The 15,810-nt window shown below is 61.9% G+C and carries 15 protein-coding genes and 1 pseudogene; 10 read left to right on the top strand and 6 right to left on the bottom strand.

Features of this window, described 5'->3' with window-relative positions; translation table 11 throughout:
- Window positions 1-261: 261 nt before the first annotated feature.
- From ACIOYV_RS15910 to ACIOYV_RS15900, 3 genes and pseudogenes are all read left to right on the top strand, one after another.
- Window positions 262-1,551 (top strand): annotated as a pseudogene (locus tag ACIOYV_RS15910) (HAMP domain-containing protein); the annotation flags it as partial.
- Window positions 1,552-1,653: 102 nt separating this feature from the next.
- Window positions 1,654-2,409 carry a methyl-accepting chemotaxis protein gene (locus ACIOYV_RS15905; RefSeq protein WP_401325220.1) on the top strand — a complete coding sequence of 252 codons (756 nt, stop codon included), beginning with the start codon at window positions 1,654-1,656 and terminating at the stop codon, window positions 2,407-2,409.
- Between the two features lie 322 nt (window positions 2,410-2,731).
- Window positions 2,732-4,408 carry an MFS transporter gene (locus tag ACIOYV_RS15900; RefSeq protein WP_401324947.1) on the top strand — a complete coding sequence of 559 codons (1,677 nt, stop codon included), beginning with the start codon at window positions 2,732-2,734 and terminating at the stop codon, window positions 4,406-4,408.
- Window positions 4,409-4,581: 173 nt separating this feature from the next.
- On the opposite strand, the gene ACIOYV_RS15895 is transcribed toward ACIOYV_RS15900, so the two are convergent.
- The 4 genes from ACIOYV_RS15895 to ACIOYV_RS15880 are packed head-to-tail and all read right to left on the bottom strand — an operon-like array spanning window position 4,582 to window position 7,177.
- The gene (locus ACIOYV_RS15895; RefSeq protein ID WP_163913513.1) at window positions 4,582-5,895 is read right to left on the bottom strand and encodes a sensor histidine kinase; all 1,314 of its coding nucleotides are present in this window, start codon (window positions 5,893-5,895) and stop codon (window positions 4,582-4,584) included.
- Window positions 5,892-6,560, bottom strand: a complete 669-nt coding sequence (locus tag ACIOYV_RS15890) for a response regulator transcription factor (RefSeq protein ID WP_054051582.1) — start codon at window positions 6,558-6,560, stop codon at window positions 5,892-5,894. The genes ACIOYV_RS15895 and ACIOYV_RS15890 overlap by 4 nt, the downstream gene beginning before the upstream one ends.
- A gap of 3 nt (window positions 6,561-6,563) precedes the next feature.
- Complete coding sequence (locus tag ACIOYV_RS15885; RefSeq protein WP_054617315.1) at window positions 6,564-6,869, bottom strand: PepSY domain-containing protein; 306 nt, start codon at window positions 6,867-6,869, stop codon at window positions 6,564-6,566.
- A complete protein-coding gene (locus tag ACIOYV_RS15880) occupies window positions 6,869-7,177 on the bottom strand; it encodes a PepSY domain-containing protein (RefSeq protein WP_265039775.1) in 309 nt (102 codons plus the stop codon). The genes ACIOYV_RS15885 and ACIOYV_RS15880 overlap by 1 nt, the downstream gene beginning before the upstream one ends.
- A gap of 232 nt (window positions 7,178-7,409) precedes the next feature.
- Here ACIOYV_RS15880 and ACIOYV_RS15875 point away from each other — a divergent pair, with 232 nt between their 5' ends.
- From ACIOYV_RS15875 to codA, 6 genes are all read left to right on the top strand, one after another.
- Window positions 7,410-8,489 (top strand): patatin-like phospholipase family protein, encoded by a 1,080-nt coding sequence (locus ACIOYV_RS15875; protein WP_401325217.1) that lies wholly within the window; start codon window positions 7,410-7,412, stop codon window positions 8,487-8,489.
- 85 nt (window positions 8,490-8,574) lie between these two features.
- Window positions 8,575-8,931 (top strand): 6-carboxytetrahydropterin synthase QueD, encoded by a 357-nt coding sequence (gene queD / locus ACIOYV_RS15870; protein ID WP_017736453.1) that lies wholly within the window; start codon window positions 8,575-8,577, stop codon window positions 8,929-8,931.
- A 110-nt stretch (window positions 8,932-9,041) separates the two neighbouring features.
- Window positions 9,042-9,494, top strand: coding sequence for a GNAT family N-acetyltransferase (locus ACIOYV_RS15865; protein WP_401324942.1), 453 nt, complete (start codon window positions 9,042-9,044; stop codon window positions 9,492-9,494).
- A 338-nt stretch (window positions 9,495-9,832) separates the two neighbouring features.
- Complete coding sequence (locus ACIOYV_RS15860; RefSeq protein ID WP_401324939.1) at window positions 9,833-10,657, top strand: alpha/beta fold hydrolase; 825 nt, start codon at window positions 9,833-9,835, stop codon at window positions 10,655-10,657.
- Between the two features lie 286 nt (window positions 10,658-10,943).
- Window positions 10,944-12,215 carry a cytosine permease gene (gene codB / locus ACIOYV_RS15855; RefSeq protein ID WP_054617320.1) on the top strand — a complete coding sequence of 424 codons (1,272 nt, stop codon included), beginning with the start codon at window positions 10,944-10,946 and terminating at the stop codon, window positions 12,213-12,215.
- A 13-nt stretch (window positions 12,216-12,228) separates the two neighbouring features.
- The gene (codA, locus tag ACIOYV_RS15850) at window positions 12,229-13,473 is read left to right on the top strand and encodes a cytosine deaminase (RefSeq protein ID WP_401324936.1); all 1,245 of its coding nucleotides are present in this window, start codon (window positions 12,229-12,231) and stop codon (window positions 13,471-13,473) included.
- A gap of 104 nt (window positions 13,474-13,577) precedes the next feature.
- On the opposite strand, the gene ACIOYV_RS15845 is transcribed toward codA, so the two are convergent.
- Entirely contained in the window at window positions 13,578-14,570 is a 993-nt protein-coding gene (locus ACIOYV_RS15845) for a diaminopimelate epimerase (protein ID WP_401324933.1), read from the bottom strand.
- Window positions 14,571-14,615: 45 nt separating this feature from the next.
- Window positions 14,616-15,395 carry an AraC family transcriptional regulator gene (locus tag ACIOYV_RS15840; RefSeq protein ID WP_401324931.1) on the bottom strand — a complete coding sequence of 260 codons (780 nt, stop codon included), beginning with the start codon at window positions 15,393-15,395 and terminating at the stop codon, window positions 14,616-14,618.
- Window positions 15,396-15,487: 92 nt separating this feature from the next.
- Here ACIOYV_RS15840 and ACIOYV_RS15835 point away from each other — a divergent pair, with 92 nt between their 5' ends.
- Entirely contained in the window at window positions 15,488-15,739 is a 252-nt protein-coding gene (locus tag ACIOYV_RS15835) for a hypothetical protein (RefSeq protein WP_054051555.1), read from the top strand.
- Window positions 15,740-15,810 lie beyond the last annotated feature (71 nt).

Here is a 15,810-nt window from a genome sequence, read left to right as displayed (position 1 = left end):
TTACGGATTGTGATGAACCCTGTGGCGAGGGGGCTTGCCCCCGTTCGGCTGCGCAGCAGTCGCAAAACCTTCCAATGCGGTGTGGCTGAAGGAATGCAGGGGGCCGCTTCGCGCGCCAACGGGGGCAAGCCCCCTCGCCACAGGGAAGAGTTATCACCACAGAAGCAGCAGCGCAGCGAATTCAGATGACGCCATAAAGAAAGCAGTTTCGCGGCCGTTACAGTGCAAAGTCTCAGATAAATATCGAATAAGGACGTCTCCATGTCGCTCAGACAACTCTCCATCCAATGGAAAATCACCCTGCTGGCCGGGCTCTGCCTGGCGGGTATCGTGACCCTGTTGGTGGGTCTTTCGCTGTATCGCATGGAGCACAGTTCCGCGCTGGTGAAAGCGTCGAGCATGGAGATGCTCAACGAAGCCGCCCAGGCACGGATCGAGTCCCAGGGTGAAAACCAGGCGCTGAACATTCGTCAGCAGTTCATGGACGCCTATCAATACGGCCACGGTTTCTCGCGCCAGGTGCTGTTCCTGCGCGATCAGGCCGAGAAGCGTTTTCTCGATGCCTTCGACCTGCGCGAAGACCTGACTCGCCAGGTCAAATCGGCGCTGCAAGCCAACCCGGAACTGCTCGGCCTGTCCCTGGTGTTCGAAGCCAATGCGCTGGACGGCAAGGACGAACTGTTCGCCGGCCAGGCTGAGCTCGGCAGCAACGACAAGGGCCGCTTCGCCCTGTACTGGTCGCAACCGACGCCGGGCAAAGTGACGTCGATGGCCCTGCCGGAAAGCGACATGGCCGACACCAGCACCGGCCCCAGCGGCGAGGCGGCCAACGCCTGGTTCACCTGCCCGCGCACTACGCTTAAGCCGTGTGTGATCGAACCGTACTTCTATGTGATCGACGGCCAGAACGTGCTGATGACCAGCATCGTGTTCCCGCTGATGGTCAACGGCAAAGTCATCGCCTCGCTGTCGGTGGACATCAACCTCAACAGCCTGCAAGCGATCAGCCAGGGCGCGAGCAAAAAGCTCTATGACGGCCAGACCAGCGTCAGCATCCTCAGCCCGGTCGGCCTGCTCGCCGGTTACAGCCCGGATGCCAGCAAACTCAGCCAGCGCCTCGATGCCGTGGACAAAACCAACGGCGCCGAGCTGATTCGGATGCTCGCCGCCAGCAGCAAAACCGCCAGCCTGCACAGCAATCAGCAATTGAAAGTGCTGTCGCCGTTCCAGCCGATTCCGGGCGGCAAGCCTTGGGGCGTGTTGCTCGACGTACCGGAAAAAGTCCTGGTCGGCCCGGCCGAAGCGCTGAAAAAACAACTCGACGAAAGTAACCGCGCCGGCTCGCTGGTCGAACTCGGCCTAGGTGTACTCGCAGCGTTGATCGGCCTGCTGCTGGTGTGGCTGATGGCCCGCAGCGTGACCAAACCGATCCTCGGCGTGGCCCAAATGCTCGAAGACATCGCCAGCGGCGAAGGTGACCTGACCCGACGCCTGGCCTACGACAAGAAGGATGAGCTGGGCCAGTTGGCCGGCTGGTTCAACCGCTTCCTCGACAAGCTGCAACCGATCATCGCCGAAGTGAAACGCTCGGTGCAGGACGCGCGCAGCACGGCGGACCAATCCTCCGCCATCGCCACCCAGACCAGCGCCGGCATGGAGCAGCAATACCGTCAGGTCGATCAGGTGGCCACCGCCTCCCACGAAATGAGCGCCACCGCCCAAGACGTCGCCCGCAGCGCCGCGCAGGCGGCTCACGCAGCACGAGATGCGGATCAGGCGACCCGCCAGGGCTTGACCGTGATCGACCGCACCACCGCCAGCATCGACAACCTCGCCGCCGACATGAGCGCCGCGATGGTGCAAGTCGAAGGCCTGGCGGCGAACAGCGAGAAGATTGGTTCGGTGCTGGAAGTGATTCGCGCGATCGCCGAGCAGACCAACCTGTTGGCACTCAACGCGGCGATCGAAGCGGCGCGTGCCGGTGAAGCCGGACGCGGTTTTGCCGTGGTGGCCGATGAAGTGCGCAACCTGGCGCGGCGCACCCAGGAGTCGGTCGAGGAAACCCGCCAGGTGATCGAGCAATTGCAGAGCGGCACCCAGGACGTGGTCAGTTCGATGAACAACAGCCATCGCCAGGCCCAGGGCAGCGTCGAGCAAGTCGGCCAAGCGGTGACCGCGTTGCGCCAGATCGGCGATGCGGTGACGGTCATCAGCGACATGAACCTGCAAATCGCCAGTGCCGCCGAGGAACAGAGCGCGGTGGCCGAGGAGATCAACAACAACGTCGCGACCATTCGCGACGTCACCGAATCGCTGTCGGGGCAGGCCAATGAGTCGGCGCGGGTGAGCCAGTCGCTGAACAGCCTGGCCAACCAGCAGCAGAGCCTGATGGATCAGTTCCGGGTCTGATTCAAGATCCCGCACCCGCCCCAATCCCCTGTGGGAGCGAGCTTGCTCGCGAAAGCGGCTTCATATTCAACAGAGATGTTGACTGATCTACCGCTATCGCGAGCAAGCTCGCTCCCACAGGATCTCCACGGGTTCTGGGGTTTCAGAGGCAGCGAGTGGATATTTGCGCGAACGTGATTATGCTTTAGGAAGCTTCGCCGCAACGCGAGGCTGTCAGATCCATGCTTCGCGCAATCCCATGACATCAGCCCCAGGGCCTGGGTGCGACAATAAGAGTAATGAGGTGCTCCGGCCTACAACAAGAGCAAGACGGAGAAGACCCATGGCCGTAATCGACAGCACAACCACGGGCAGCGCGCCCCACCACAGCATCACCAAGGAGGAGCGCAAGGTCATTTTCGCTTCGTCCCTGGGCACTGTTTTCGAGTGGTACGACTTTTACCTCTACGGCTCCCTCGCCGCGATCATCGCCAAGCACTTCTTCGCTGGCGTCAACGAGACAACCGCCTTCATCTTCGCCCTGCTCGCCTTCGCCGCAGGCTTCGCCGTGCGTCCGTTCGGTGCGATTGTGTTCGGCCGGTTGGGCGACATGATCGGGCGCAAGCACACGTTCCTCATCACCATTGTGATCATGGGTATCTCCACGGCCATCGTGGGTTTCCTGCCCGGCTACGCGACCATCGGCGTGGCGGCACCGATCATCCTGATCACCCTGCGCCTGCTGCAAGGCCTGGCGTTGGGCGGTGAGTACGGCGGCGCGGCCACGTACGTGGCGGAACATGCGCCGAAGGGCAAACGCGGCTACTTCACCTCGTGGATTCAAACCACCGCAACCCTCGGCCTGTTCCTCTCGCTGCTGGTGATCCTCGCCTGCCGCACCGCGCTCGGCACCGAAGCCTTCGAGGCCTGGGGCTGGCGGATTCCGTTCCTGCTGTCGATCCTGCTGCTGATTGTCTCGGTGTACATCCGCCTGCAACTCAGCGAGTCGCCGGTGTTCTTGAAAATGAAGGAGGAAGGCAAAGCCTCGAAAGCCCCGCTGACCGAATCCTTCGCCCGTTGGGAAAACCTGAAAATCGTGATCATGGCCCTGCTCGGCGGCACCGCTGGCCAAGCCGTGGTCTGGTACACCGGGCAGTTCTATGCGCTGTTCTTCCTGCTGCAAACCCTGAAGATCGACCCGCAGACCGCCAACTTGTTGATTGCCGGTTCGTTGCTGATCGGCACGCCGTTCTTCGTGATCTTCGGTAGCCTGTCCGACCGCATCGGCCGCAAGGGCATCATCATGGCCGGGTGCATTCTCGCGGCGTTGACCTACTTCCCGATCTTCCATGCGTTGACCCAGTACGGTAACCCCGACGTGTTCATCGCCCAGGAGAAAAACCCGGTCACGGTGATTGCCGATCCGGACCAGTGTTCGTTCCAGTTCGACCCGGTGGGCAAGGCCAAATTCACCAGTTCCTGCGACCTCGCCAAGACCCTGTTGGCGAAGCGGGCGATTCCTTATAAGAACGACAGCGCCGAGCCCGGCACTGTCGCGCAGGTGCGCATCGGCGACAGGGTGATCCCGAGCTTCGAGGGCACTGGCATGCCCGCCGCTGACTTCAAGGCTAAAAACGACGCCTTCACCGCCACCCTCAGCACCGCACTCAAGGAGGCTGGTTACCCTGAGAAGGCCGACCCGGCGAAGACCAATTACCCGATGGTCCTGCTGTTGCTGACGATCCTGGTGATCTACGTGACCATGGTTTACGGCCCGATTGCGGCATGGCTGGTGGAACTGTTCCCGGCGCGCATCCGCTACACCTCGATGTCTCTGCCCTATCACATTGGTAATGGCTGGTTTGGCGGGTTCCTGCCAACGGTGGCGTTTGCCATGGTCGCGGCTACCGGGGATATCTATTACGGGTTGTGGTACCCGATTGTGATTGCGGTGATGACGGCGGTGCTGGGGATATTCTTTATGCCGGAAACCAAGGATCGGGAGATTCATCACACATAAGAACGGCATTGGCCTCATGGCTGGCGTTTATCTGTGGCGAGGGGGCTTGCCCCCGTTGGGTTGCGAAGCGGCCCCAAAAAAAAGCGGGCCTGCTGCGCAGTCCAACGGGGGCAAGCCCCCTCGCCACAAGCAAGCTCCCTCGCCACAAGTTGCTCATTGTTTGGACTTCAGTGTCAACGCTTGGGCAGTTCGATCACGACTTTCAACCCGCCCCACTCGCTTTCCTGCAACAGCAACGTGCCGCCCCAGGTGTCGACGATGTCGCGCACGATGCCCAATCCCAGGCCATGCCCGTCAGTTTGTTCATCCAGCCGTGTGCCGCGACTGAACACCTGGGCGCGCTGGTCTTCGGGAATGCCCGGGCCGTCGTCTTCCACGCTCAGTTCAAATTTGTCGGCCATTTCGACCACGCTCAAGCGAACCTCGGCGTCCGACCATTTGCAGGCGTTATCCAGCAAGTTGCCGAGCAGTTCCAACAAGTCTTCGCGGTCCCAAGGCAGCAGCAAACCGGCCGGTGCGCGGTAGCTCAGCTCAAGGTGTTCGCCATGAATCATGTTCAACGTCGCCAGTAACCCCGGCAGCTCCGCATCGCAATCGAACAACACGCCGGGCAAGGCATCGCCGGACAACCGGGCGCGATTGAGTTCGCGATTCAACCGTTGCTGCACCTGTTCCAACTGTTGCTGGATGACCTTGCGCAACTCCGGGTGAGCATCGAGTTTTTCGCTGGAAGCCAGGCTGAGTAACACCGCCAGCGGGGTTTTCAAAGCATGCCCGAGGTTGCCCAGGGCATTGCGCGAACGCTTGAGGCTGTCTTCGGTGTGGGCCAGCAAATGGTTGATCTGCGCCACCAGCGGCTCCAGCTCCACCGGCACCTGATCATCCAGTTGCGAGCGCTGGCCCTGTTGCAATTGGGCGATTTGCTCGCGGGCCTTTTCCAGTGGACGCAAGGCGCGGCGCACGGTGATCCGTTGCAGCAGCAGAATCAGCAGCAAACCCGCCAACCCGAGCCCGAGCCCGACCTGTTGCATGCGCAAAAAGCTCTCGCGCACCGGCGTGTAATCCTGCGCCACGCTGATGGAGATCGACTGGCCCAGACGCCGATAATCCGAGCGCAGGATCAGCAGTTGCTGGCCTTCCGGGCCCAGTTGCAGATTGCTGTGCAACCCGGCGTGATCCAGCCGTGGCAATTCCTGATCCCACAACGAACGGGAGCGCCAGTGGCTGTCGGCAAAATCGATGCGGAAGTAATGCCCGGAAAACGGCCGTTGATAGGCCGGCGCCAGGTGTCGCTCATCCAGTTGCAAGCCTTGGGGCCCGCGTACCAATGCGGCCAGCAGGTTTTCACTGTCGTTGCGCAGCCCGGCTTCGAGGTAGCGCTGCAAGCCCATTTCGAACAGCCACAAACTGGTTTGCGCCAGCACCAGGCCGACGATCACCATCACGCTGATCAGGCCCAGACTCAAGCGGCGCTGGATCGATCTCACTGGGCTTGCCCGCCGAACAGGTAACCCTGGCCGCGACGGGTTTCGATCACGCTGCGCCCGAGCTTGCGCCGCAGGTGATTGACGTGGACTTCCAGCACATTCGAATCGCGCTCGGTTTCACCGTCGTAGAGGTGTTCGGCGAGGTGGCTTTTGGAGAGGATCTGTTCGGGGTGCAGCATGAAATAACGCAGCAGGCGGAATTCGGCGGCGGTGAGCTGGATGTCGGCGCCGTCGCGGGTCACGCACTGGCGACCTTCATCGAGGTGCAGCCCGGCGGCCTTGAGCGTCGGCTGGTTGGCCTGGCCGTGGGAGCGGCGCAGCAACGCCTGGACCCGCAGGTGAAGCTCTTCGGGGTGAAAGGGTTTGCTCAGGTAATCGTCGGCGCCAGCCTTGAGGCCTTCGATCCGCTCCGCCCAGGAATCCCGTGCGGTGAGGATCAGCACCGGTGTCGACAACCCGCCGGCACGCCATTGGGTCAGCACTTCAAGCCCCGGCAAACCCGGCAGGCCGAGGTCGAGGATGATCAGGTCATAAGGCTCGCTGCTGCCCTGGTACACCGCGTCGCGCCCGTCGGCCAGCCAGTCCACGGCGTAGCCCTGACGGTTGAGGCCGGCCATCAATTCGTCGGCCAGGGGCACGTGGTCTTCCACCAGCAGCAATCGCATCGGTCAATCTTCCTTGTCTTTCAATAAACGGCCAGTGGCGGCCTCGATGTCCAGCTCGCGGACCACGCCTTCGGTGGTCAGCAACTCGACTTCATAAATGTAGACGTCGTGTTTTTCTTCGAGCTCGGCTTCCAGCAACTTGGACCCGGGATAGCGATCCAGCGCCTGTTGCAGCAGTTGTTCGAGCGGCAGGATCACGCCCTGCTGACGCAAGCGCAGGGCTTCGTCCTGATCCAGGTCGCGGGCCATGACCACCGAGCAAAATGCCAGAAGCCCCAGCGTCATGCGTGAAACGGAAAACACCTTCATTACGTATCCTGATGATCCTTGAGAACCTGCCCGCTGACAGCGTCCAATTCCAGGTCCCACTCAATGCCCTGGGGGTCACGCAGTTCCACCTGGTAGATGTACTTGCCGTACTCTTCTTCGAGCTCGGTTTCGGTGACCTTGGCGCCCGGGTGTTTGGCCAGGGCGATGGCGTTGAGCTTCTCGAAAGACACAATGGTACCAGCGTCGCGCAACCTCAGGGCTTCGTCGGGGCCCAGGTCTCGGGCGTGGGCGAGGCTGGCGGTCATGGCGATGAGGGACGCAGTGAACAGGGCAGTCAGGGTTTTCATGGGTGTCTCCGTATTTTTATGTGTTGCGTACGGGGCGCACCATAGCGGGGCGAACTTAACTGAAACTGAATTGCCATCATTGGTCATGACAACAGCGACTGGCATAAAACCCTGTAGGAGCCAGGCTTGCCGGCGAAGGCGTCCGTGAAATCGCCTTCGCCGGCAAGCCTGGCTCCTACAGTTCATGGAACACATGTCTATAATCCCCCGCTTGCCAGACATCGAGACCGGTATGACCGCTATCCACATCAAGTTCCCGTCCCTGACCCTCAAGGCCGGCCCTCGGGCCTTTGCGCGCATTCGTGAAAATGGGCTGAGCGCCGCTGACGTCGGCACGCTGCCAGGCGCGGCCGGTGGGCCGAAGGCGTTGGGGATTCAAGGTCTGGACCTGGCGCTGTTCGGCGAATGGCTGCCGACGGCGCCGCGAGAGCGTTCGTTGATCGGTGCGTCGGTGGGTTCCTGGCGGTTTGCCAGCGCTTGTTTGCCGGACGCCGCCGAAGGCATTCGGCGACTCGGTCATCTGTACACCGAGCAGAATTTCGACAAGGGCGTGACCATGGCGCAGATCAGCCAGAGCTCCCGGCGCATGCTCGATGAGCTGCTGGACGGGCGCGACGCCACGATCCTCGACAATGCGCATTACCGACTCAACATCATGGTGGTCAAGAGTCACGGGCTGCTCGCGCATGACCATCGCGGTCGCCTGGGATTGGGCCTGTCGTCAGTGATCGCCGACAACCTGCGAGGTCGCGCGCGGCTGTCGCGGCATTTCGAGCGGTTGATCATCCACGACCCGCGCCTGGCGCCACCGGTCAATGCGCTGAACGATTTCCCGTCGCGCTTCGTCGCGCTAAACGCCGGCAACTTGCGTCAGGCCTTGCTGGCCTCGGGCTCGATCCCGATGTTCATGGAAGGCGTGCGGGACTTGCCTGGTGCCGGCGCCGGGACGTTTCGCGACGGCGGTTTGCTGGACTATCACTTGGACTTGCCTTACAGCGGCAACGACATCGTGCTGTATCCGCACTTCACCGACCGGATCATTCCCGGCTGGTTCGACAAGACCCTGCCGTGGCGCCGCGCCTGTCCGGCGCGCTTGCAGGATGTCCTGCTGCTGGCGCCGTCCAAGGAATACCTGGCGCGCCTACCCTACGGCAAACTGCCGGACCGCAACGACTTCAAGCGCTTCATGGGCGATGCGCCGAGCCGGCAGAAATACTGGCGCGCGGCGATGGAGGAAAGCCGCCGGATGGGCGACGAGTTCCTCGAACTGGCCGCCAGTGGTCGCCTCGGCGAGCGCTTGCTGACCCTTTAGTCAGTGTTTTGCCCGGCGCTCTGGTAAACTCGCCGCCTGCCCACATCGCCGCGGCGATCGCCACCTGACAGAGCTGAAAATCACTGTGGAAATCTTCAAAGAGTTTACGTTCGAATCCGCCCACCGCCTGCCCCACGTACCGGACGGCCACAAGTGCGGTCGCCTGCACGGTCACTCGTTCAAAGTGGCGATCCACTTGAGCGGCGACCTTGATCCGCATACCGGCTGGATCCGCGACTTCTCGGAAATCAAGGCGATCTTCAAGCCGTTGTATGAGCGCCTGGACCACAACTATTTGAACGACATTCCTGGCCTGGAAAACCCGACCAGTGAAGTGCTGGCCAAGTGGATCTGGACCGAGTTGAAGCCACTGCTGCCGGAACTCAGCGCGATTCGTATCCACGAAACCTGCACCAGCGGCTGCATTTATCGCGGCGAATAAAACAGCTGATTCAAAAGAACCACCGGCGACGGTGGTTTTTTTATGCCTGTCGTTTCGCCTCCACGCCGAGTACAGTCGGGCCCCATCCTTGGCCCGAAGGAACCCGTCTCATGTCACTGCTCATTCGCCCGGCTACGCTTGAGGATATCGCGCAGATCGAGGCCATCGTCGAGGCGGCTTACTCGCCTTACATCGAGCGCATCGGCCGTAAACCCGCGCCGATGCTGGATGACTACGCCAGCCAGGTGCTGGCCAGGCGCGTGCATGTGCTCGCCGACCAACAGGCACTCAGCGGTTTTGTGGTGCTGATCGACACCGAAGAGTACTTGCTGCTGGACAACATCGCGGTCAGCCCGGCGTTCAAGGGACAAGGCCATGGCCGGCAGTTGCTGGAGTTCGCCGAACGCCATGCGCGGGACGCGGGTTACCCGACGATCCGGCTCTACACCAACGAAGCCATGAGCGAAAACATCGCGCTGTACACCCGCCGCGGGTATGTCGAAACCCATCGGGTCGAAGAAAACGGCTTGCGCCGGGTGCACATGAGTAAAGTGTTGGGCTGAAGCAAACTCAACACCTGTGGGAGCGAGCCTGCTCGCGAAAGCGGTCTGACCGTCACATTGATGCCGGATGTGCCAAAGCCTTCGCGAGCAGGCTCGCTCCCACAATGGACATTTCGTTCGACACGGAATCAGTGTCCGGCCTAAATCCCCTGTGGGAGCGAGCCTGCTCGCGAAAGCGGTCTGTCAGTCACCTTGATGTTGAATGTACAGACGCTATCGCGAGCAAGCTCGCTCCCACAAGGGGATAGGTGTTTCGTCAGTGAAACAAAAAACAGCCTTCAACAGCCTGTTTTTTATGCCTATGCTTTTTGGCTCCCCCCCGCCAAGAGGACACCCCCATGACTGACTGGCCTCTGCCTCAAACCTATCGCTTCAACGGCCACTCCGTTCGCTACGCCGTGCGCGGCGACGGCCCGCCGTTGGTGTTTGTGCATGGCACGCCGTTTTCTTCTTACGTGTGGCACCGCATCGCGCCGCATTTCATCGCCACGCATCGGGTGCATTACTTTGATCTGCTGGGCTACGGGCAATCAGAGAAAATCGACGGCGATGTATCCCTCGGCGTGCAGAACGACCTGCTGGCCCAGTTGCTCGACCACTGGGGCCTGGAGCAACCCGACGTGGTGGCCCACGATTTCGGTGGCGCTACCGCCCTGCGCGCGCATCTGTTGAATGGCAAAAACTACCGCAGCCTGACCCTGATCGACCCGGTGGCGCTGACGCCCTGGGGCTCGCCGTTCGTGCAGCATGTGCGCCAGCATGAAGCGGCGTTCAGCGGAATACCCGACTACATCCAGCGCGCCATTGTGCCGACCTATATTCGCGGGGCGATCAAGCGCGACATTCCCGAGCATGAACTGGCGCCCTACGTGCAGCCATGGCTGGGGGAACCGGGGCAAGCGGCGTTCTATCGGCAGATCGCGCAAATGGACGAGCGTTATACCCGCGAGGCCGAAGCGCTGTACCCGACAATCCGTTGCCCGGTGCAGATCCTGTGGGGCGAGGATGATCAGTGGATTCCCATCGAGCGCGGGCAGGCGCTGCACGGGATGATTCCGGGCTCGCGTTTCCATGCGATCCCCAATGCCGGACACCTGGTGCAGGAAGATGCGCCGGAAGCGATCGTCGCGGCGTTGCTGCGGTTTTTGCCCTCGGCCGCATGACGATTTCCCTGTGGGAGCGAGCCTGCTCGCGAAAGCGTCGGCACATCCAACATTGATGTGCCTGACACACCGCTTTCGCGAGCAGGCTCGCTCCCACAGGGGGAATGCATTCCCTCAGACACACCGCTTTCGCGAGCAAGCCCGCTCCCACATGGGTCTTGTGTTCCGCCATTTGCACCGCTTTCGCGCCCTGATCCCCCGCCTCGTCTATAAATAACCCCATCACCCACGCTTGGCACGACCACTGCAACCCTCCCCGCGTCTCTCATTCAGCAAGGAACGCCCCATGACGCAGAACGATCCGGGAAACGATTACCCCCTCAGCGAAGTCCCGATGCACGCCCGCAAAGGCCTCGCCTCCACCGCGATGGTGCTGCTCGGTTTCACCTTCTTCACCGCGACCATGTTTGCCGGCGGCAAGCTCGGGGTCGCGTTCAGTTTTGGCGAGATGATGGCGGTGATTGTCGTCGGCAATCTGCTGCTGGGGATCTACGCCGCAGGGCTCGGCTACATCGCCTTCAAGAGCGGCCTCAACTCAGTGTTGATGGGCCGTTTCTGTTTCGGTGAAGTGGGCAGCAAGCTCAGTGACTTGATCCTCGGGTTCACCCAGATCGGCTGGTACGCCTGGGGCACGGCCACGGCTGCCGTGGTGCTGGGCAAGTATTTCGAACTGGAACAAGGCACGGTGCTCGGGCTGATGGTGTTGTTCGGCCTGGTGTTTTGCGCGACGGCGTATGTCGGTTATCGCGGACTGGAGATCCTGTCGTACATCGCGGTGCCGGCAATGATGTTGCTGCTGATGCTGTCGATGTGGGTCGCCACGCTCAAGGTCGGAGGGCTCGACGGATTGCTCGCCGTGGTGCCGACCGGCACGCTGGATTGGTCGACGGCGATTACCCTGGTGTTCGGCACCTTCGTCAGCGGCGCCACCCAAGCGACCAACTGGACGCGCTTCTCCCGCTCGGCTCGGGTCGCGGTGCTGGCGAGCCTGATCGGCTTCTTCATCGGCAATGGCCTGATGGTGCTGATCGGCGCCTACGGGGCCATCGTCTATCAACAGCCGGACGTGGTCGAAGTCCTGCTGTTGCAAGGCTTCGCCATGGCCGCGATGGCGATGTTGCTGCTCAATATCTGGAGCACCCAGGACAACACCATCTACAACTTCGCCGTCGCCGGATGCAACCTGCTGCGCACCGGGCGGCGCAAAACCGTGACCCTGGCCGGCGCGGTGATCGGCACCTTGCTCGCGCTGCTGGGCATGTACGACATGCTGGTGCCTTACCTGATTTTGCTCGGCACGGTGATTCCGCCGATTGGCGGTGTGATCATGGCGGACTTTTTCTTCCGTTATCGCGGTCAATATCCTCGACTGGCCGATGCGCGGCTGCCGGCGTTCAACTGGCCCGGCCTGAGTGCTTATGCGGTCGGCACAGTCGCCGCATTCAGCTCGCCGTGGGTCGCGCCGCTGGTAGGCATCGCCGCTGCCGCGCTAACGTATGTGATATTGACCGGCGTGCTGGGTATCCGCACTGCCGATGCACCACTACAAGATCTATAAAAGGATTCGCCTGATGCACATCATCAACGCCCGCCTGCGCAACCAAGAAGGCCTGCATGAGTTGCACCTGGAAAACGGCCTGATCGGCAACATCGCCCGCCAGACCGAAGCCCCGACCCTGGGCCCCGACGACCTCGACGCCGGCGGCAACCTGGTGGTGCCGCCCTTCGTCGAGCCGCACATTCACCTCGACGCGACGCTGACGGCTGGCGAACCGCGCTGGAACATGAGCGGCACGCTGTTCGAAGGCATCGAATGCTGGGGCGAGCGCAAGGCGACCATCACCCTCGAAGACACCAAGGCCCGCGCGAAGAAAACCATCCAGGCCCTGGCCGCCCACGGCATCCAGCATGTGCGCACCCACGTCGATGTCACCGACCCGACCCTGACCGCGCTCAAGGCCATGCTCGAAGTGCGCGAAGAAAGCCGTCACCTGATCGACCTGCAAATCGTCGCGTTTCCCCAGGAAGGCATCGAGTCGTACCGCAACGGTCGCGAACTGATGGAAGAAGCCATTCGCATGGGCGCCGATGTGGTCGGCGGCATTCCACATTTCGAGTACACCCGGGATCAGGGAGTGAGTTCGGTGAAGTTCCTGATGGACCTGGCCGAGCGCACCGGTTGCCTGGTGGACGTGCACTGCGATGAAACCGACGACCCGCATTCACGCTTCCTCGAAGTACTGGCCGAAGAAGCCCGCAGCCGCGACATGGGTTCGCGGGTTACGGCCAGCCACACCACGGCGATGGGCTCTTACGACAACGCCTACTGCGCCAAATTGTTCCGCTTGCTCAGCCATTCCGGGATCAGTTTTGTCTCCTGCCCGACCGAAAGCATTCACCTGCAAGGACGCTTCGATAACTTCCCGAAACGCCGTGGCGTAACCCGGGTCAACGAGTTGCTCGAAGCGGGGATGAACGTGTGTTTCGGCCAGGATTCGATCGTCGATCCGTGGTATCCGCTGGGCAACGGCAACATCCTGCGGGTGCTCGAAGCGGGCCTGCACATTTGCCATATGCTCGGCTATCGCAACCTGCAAAGCGCGCTGGATCTGGTGACGGACAACAGCGCCAAGGCCATGGCGTTGGGGGACCGTTATGGACTGGAGCGCGGACGGCCGGCGAATTTGCTGATTCTGTCGGCGGACAGTGACTACGAGGTGATTCGCAGCCAGGGTCTGCCGTTGTATTCGATTCGCGGCGGGGAAGTGTTGATGAAACGGCAGATGCCGGTGGTGGAATGGGCGCAACCGGTTTGAGTTTTCGCTGACTGAGCCGGCCTCTTCGCGGGCAAGCCTCGCTCCTACAGATCAACACACCGCCCCTGTAGGAGCGAGGCTTGCCCGCGAAAGCGTCCTTGAATTCACTCCATCAACCGCGCCGTACCAAACAACCTCACCCGACTCAACCCCCCTTGCTCTTCTTCCAAAAGAATCGGCGCCGTCCCGCCCGGCATCACCACTTTCACTTCACCCGCCTTCACCCAACCCACCCGCCAAGCCGCACAAGCCACTGCACTGGCGCTGGTGCCTGACGATGCCGTCGGCCCTTCCCCACGCTCAAACACCCGCGCGACAATCCGCCCTTCAGACTCAAGCATCGCCCATTGCAGATTCACCCCCGCCGCACACGGCCGCCCTGCCCCGGTCGGCATGGCGTAGGCGATACGCGTCAGCCCTTCAGACAAACCCGGTTCACGCATCTGCTCGTTGCCCGGCAAGGCCTCGGCGTCGCTGACCAACGTTACGCAATGGGGATTGCCGACCCGCACAAACTGGCTGCGGCACCACGCCGGGTCGAGCGCCGACAACGGTTGCACATGGCTGACGTCGCGCCCCTTCAACATCACGCTTTCAACGCCCTGCGCACCCACCGCTTGCGCTCCGAACGAAGGCTTTCCAAGGTCCAGCCAAAAACCTTGCACGCCATCAACCTCGGCCGGTATCACGGAAGTTTTCACGGGTGAAACCGCGTCACTTTTGTCGTGATGAACCCGCAGCACACAAGGTACCTCGCTTGGCAGCAACCCTTGCTCACCGAGCGCCTGAGAGAAAATCGTCAAGCCATTGCCACTGCGCTCGGCCAGGGTGCCATCGGTATTGACGATCAACAGGTCAAAGGGTGGCGTAGCTTGAAACGGGCCGATCAGCAGCCCGTCGCAGCGATGCTCCTTGCTGCCGGGTGGTCGAGTGCCGGGAGACCAGCTGCAGAATGCCTCGATGGCAGATACCGCCCATTGCTCACGGGTTTGCGCGGCGCGGCAGGCCTGTTCGGGCACCTCGATGCCACGGTGACGCACAGCATCCGGCGACACGACCGCGTAGATATTGCCTCGGGCATCGTAGAACGGTGTCATGGATCGGTCCTGAAATCAGTGTGAAAAGTGCCTGTACTGTAGGCGTCAATTCCCGGCGATGAAATACCGCCCCGGCGTCACCCCAAACGTGCGCCGGAACATCGCGATAAACGCGCTGACATTTTCGTACCCCAGCTCCAGCGCAATGGTCGTCACCGCCACCCCTGCCGCCAACAACTCCAGCGCCCGCAACAATCGCGCGCGCTGGCGCCATTGACTGAAGGTGAGGCCGGTTTCGCTGACGAAGTGTCGAGCCAGAGTGCGGGCCGACACGCCGCCCCACTGCGCCCATTGCTCCAGCGAGCGGTTGTCGGCTAGGTCATCGGCCAGCGCTTGAGTGATCCGGCGCAACCGCTGATCGCGGGGCAGCGGCAAGCCAAAAGGCTCGCTGGGCAGTGCGGCGATTTCATCGAGAATCAGTTGGGCGACGCGTTGCTGTCGTGGGTCTCGTGCGCCGTTGCCCCAGGTCGCGGCGCGGTCCACGGCTTCCCGGAGCAGGCCCGAGGTGGCGATGATGCAAGGTTGCGCAGGCAAACCGATACAGGCAGACGCCGCCACGTAGACGCTCCAGCCATGGAACGGGCCATGGGAGCGCAAGCCGTGCAGGCAGTCCGGCGGAATCCACACCGCGTGGGTGGCCGGCACCACCCAATGATGATCCGCCGCCTGCACCGACAACAACCCGCGCCGCGCCCCCAGCAATTGACCGCGAGCATGCTGGTGCAAGGCGCTTTGGCGCTCGACGGGGCTGTTCAGTGTGACAGCGATCACCGGCGCCGCTGTGGAGGATTGCGCCAGCTCTGTGGATATCAGCGGTTTAGTCATTGTCAGTTTCACGTTATCGAATGGCCCGAATGAGGCAGTTTAGCCATGATCGACGCTCTAGGCTGAGCACTCATTCAACAGGAGTCACCGATATGCGTGCCGAAGACTTGCTTCCCGACCACCTCGACCAAGGCCAATTCAATGGCATCACCGTGCGCAAAGGCACGGTCGGGGCTTTTCTGATCAATGCGCGGGTGTTGGCCGACCCACACAGCAGCGCCGAACAACAACGGTCGGCCGAGCAGGACATTATCGAGGCGTTGCCGGCGCTGCGGGCGCTGGGTCTGTTCGAGATTCTGCAAGTGCGCGACGAACGTCTGCGCGAATTGTGCGAACGCCGCTGACACCCACGCTCGCGATTAGGGGGCGTGCTGTGCAAGGATGTCAGCCTGCCTCACCGCGAACCGCTGCGGAC

The sequence above is a fragment of the Pseudomonas sp. NPDC087342 genome, assembly GCF_044744265.1.
GTDB lineage: Bacteria > Pseudomonadota > Gammaproteobacteria > Pseudomonadales > Pseudomonadaceae > Aquipseudomonas > Aquipseudomonas nunensis.
Note: the sequence above shows the minus strand (reverse complement) of the source record. Positions and strands in the feature narration are given on the sequence as shown.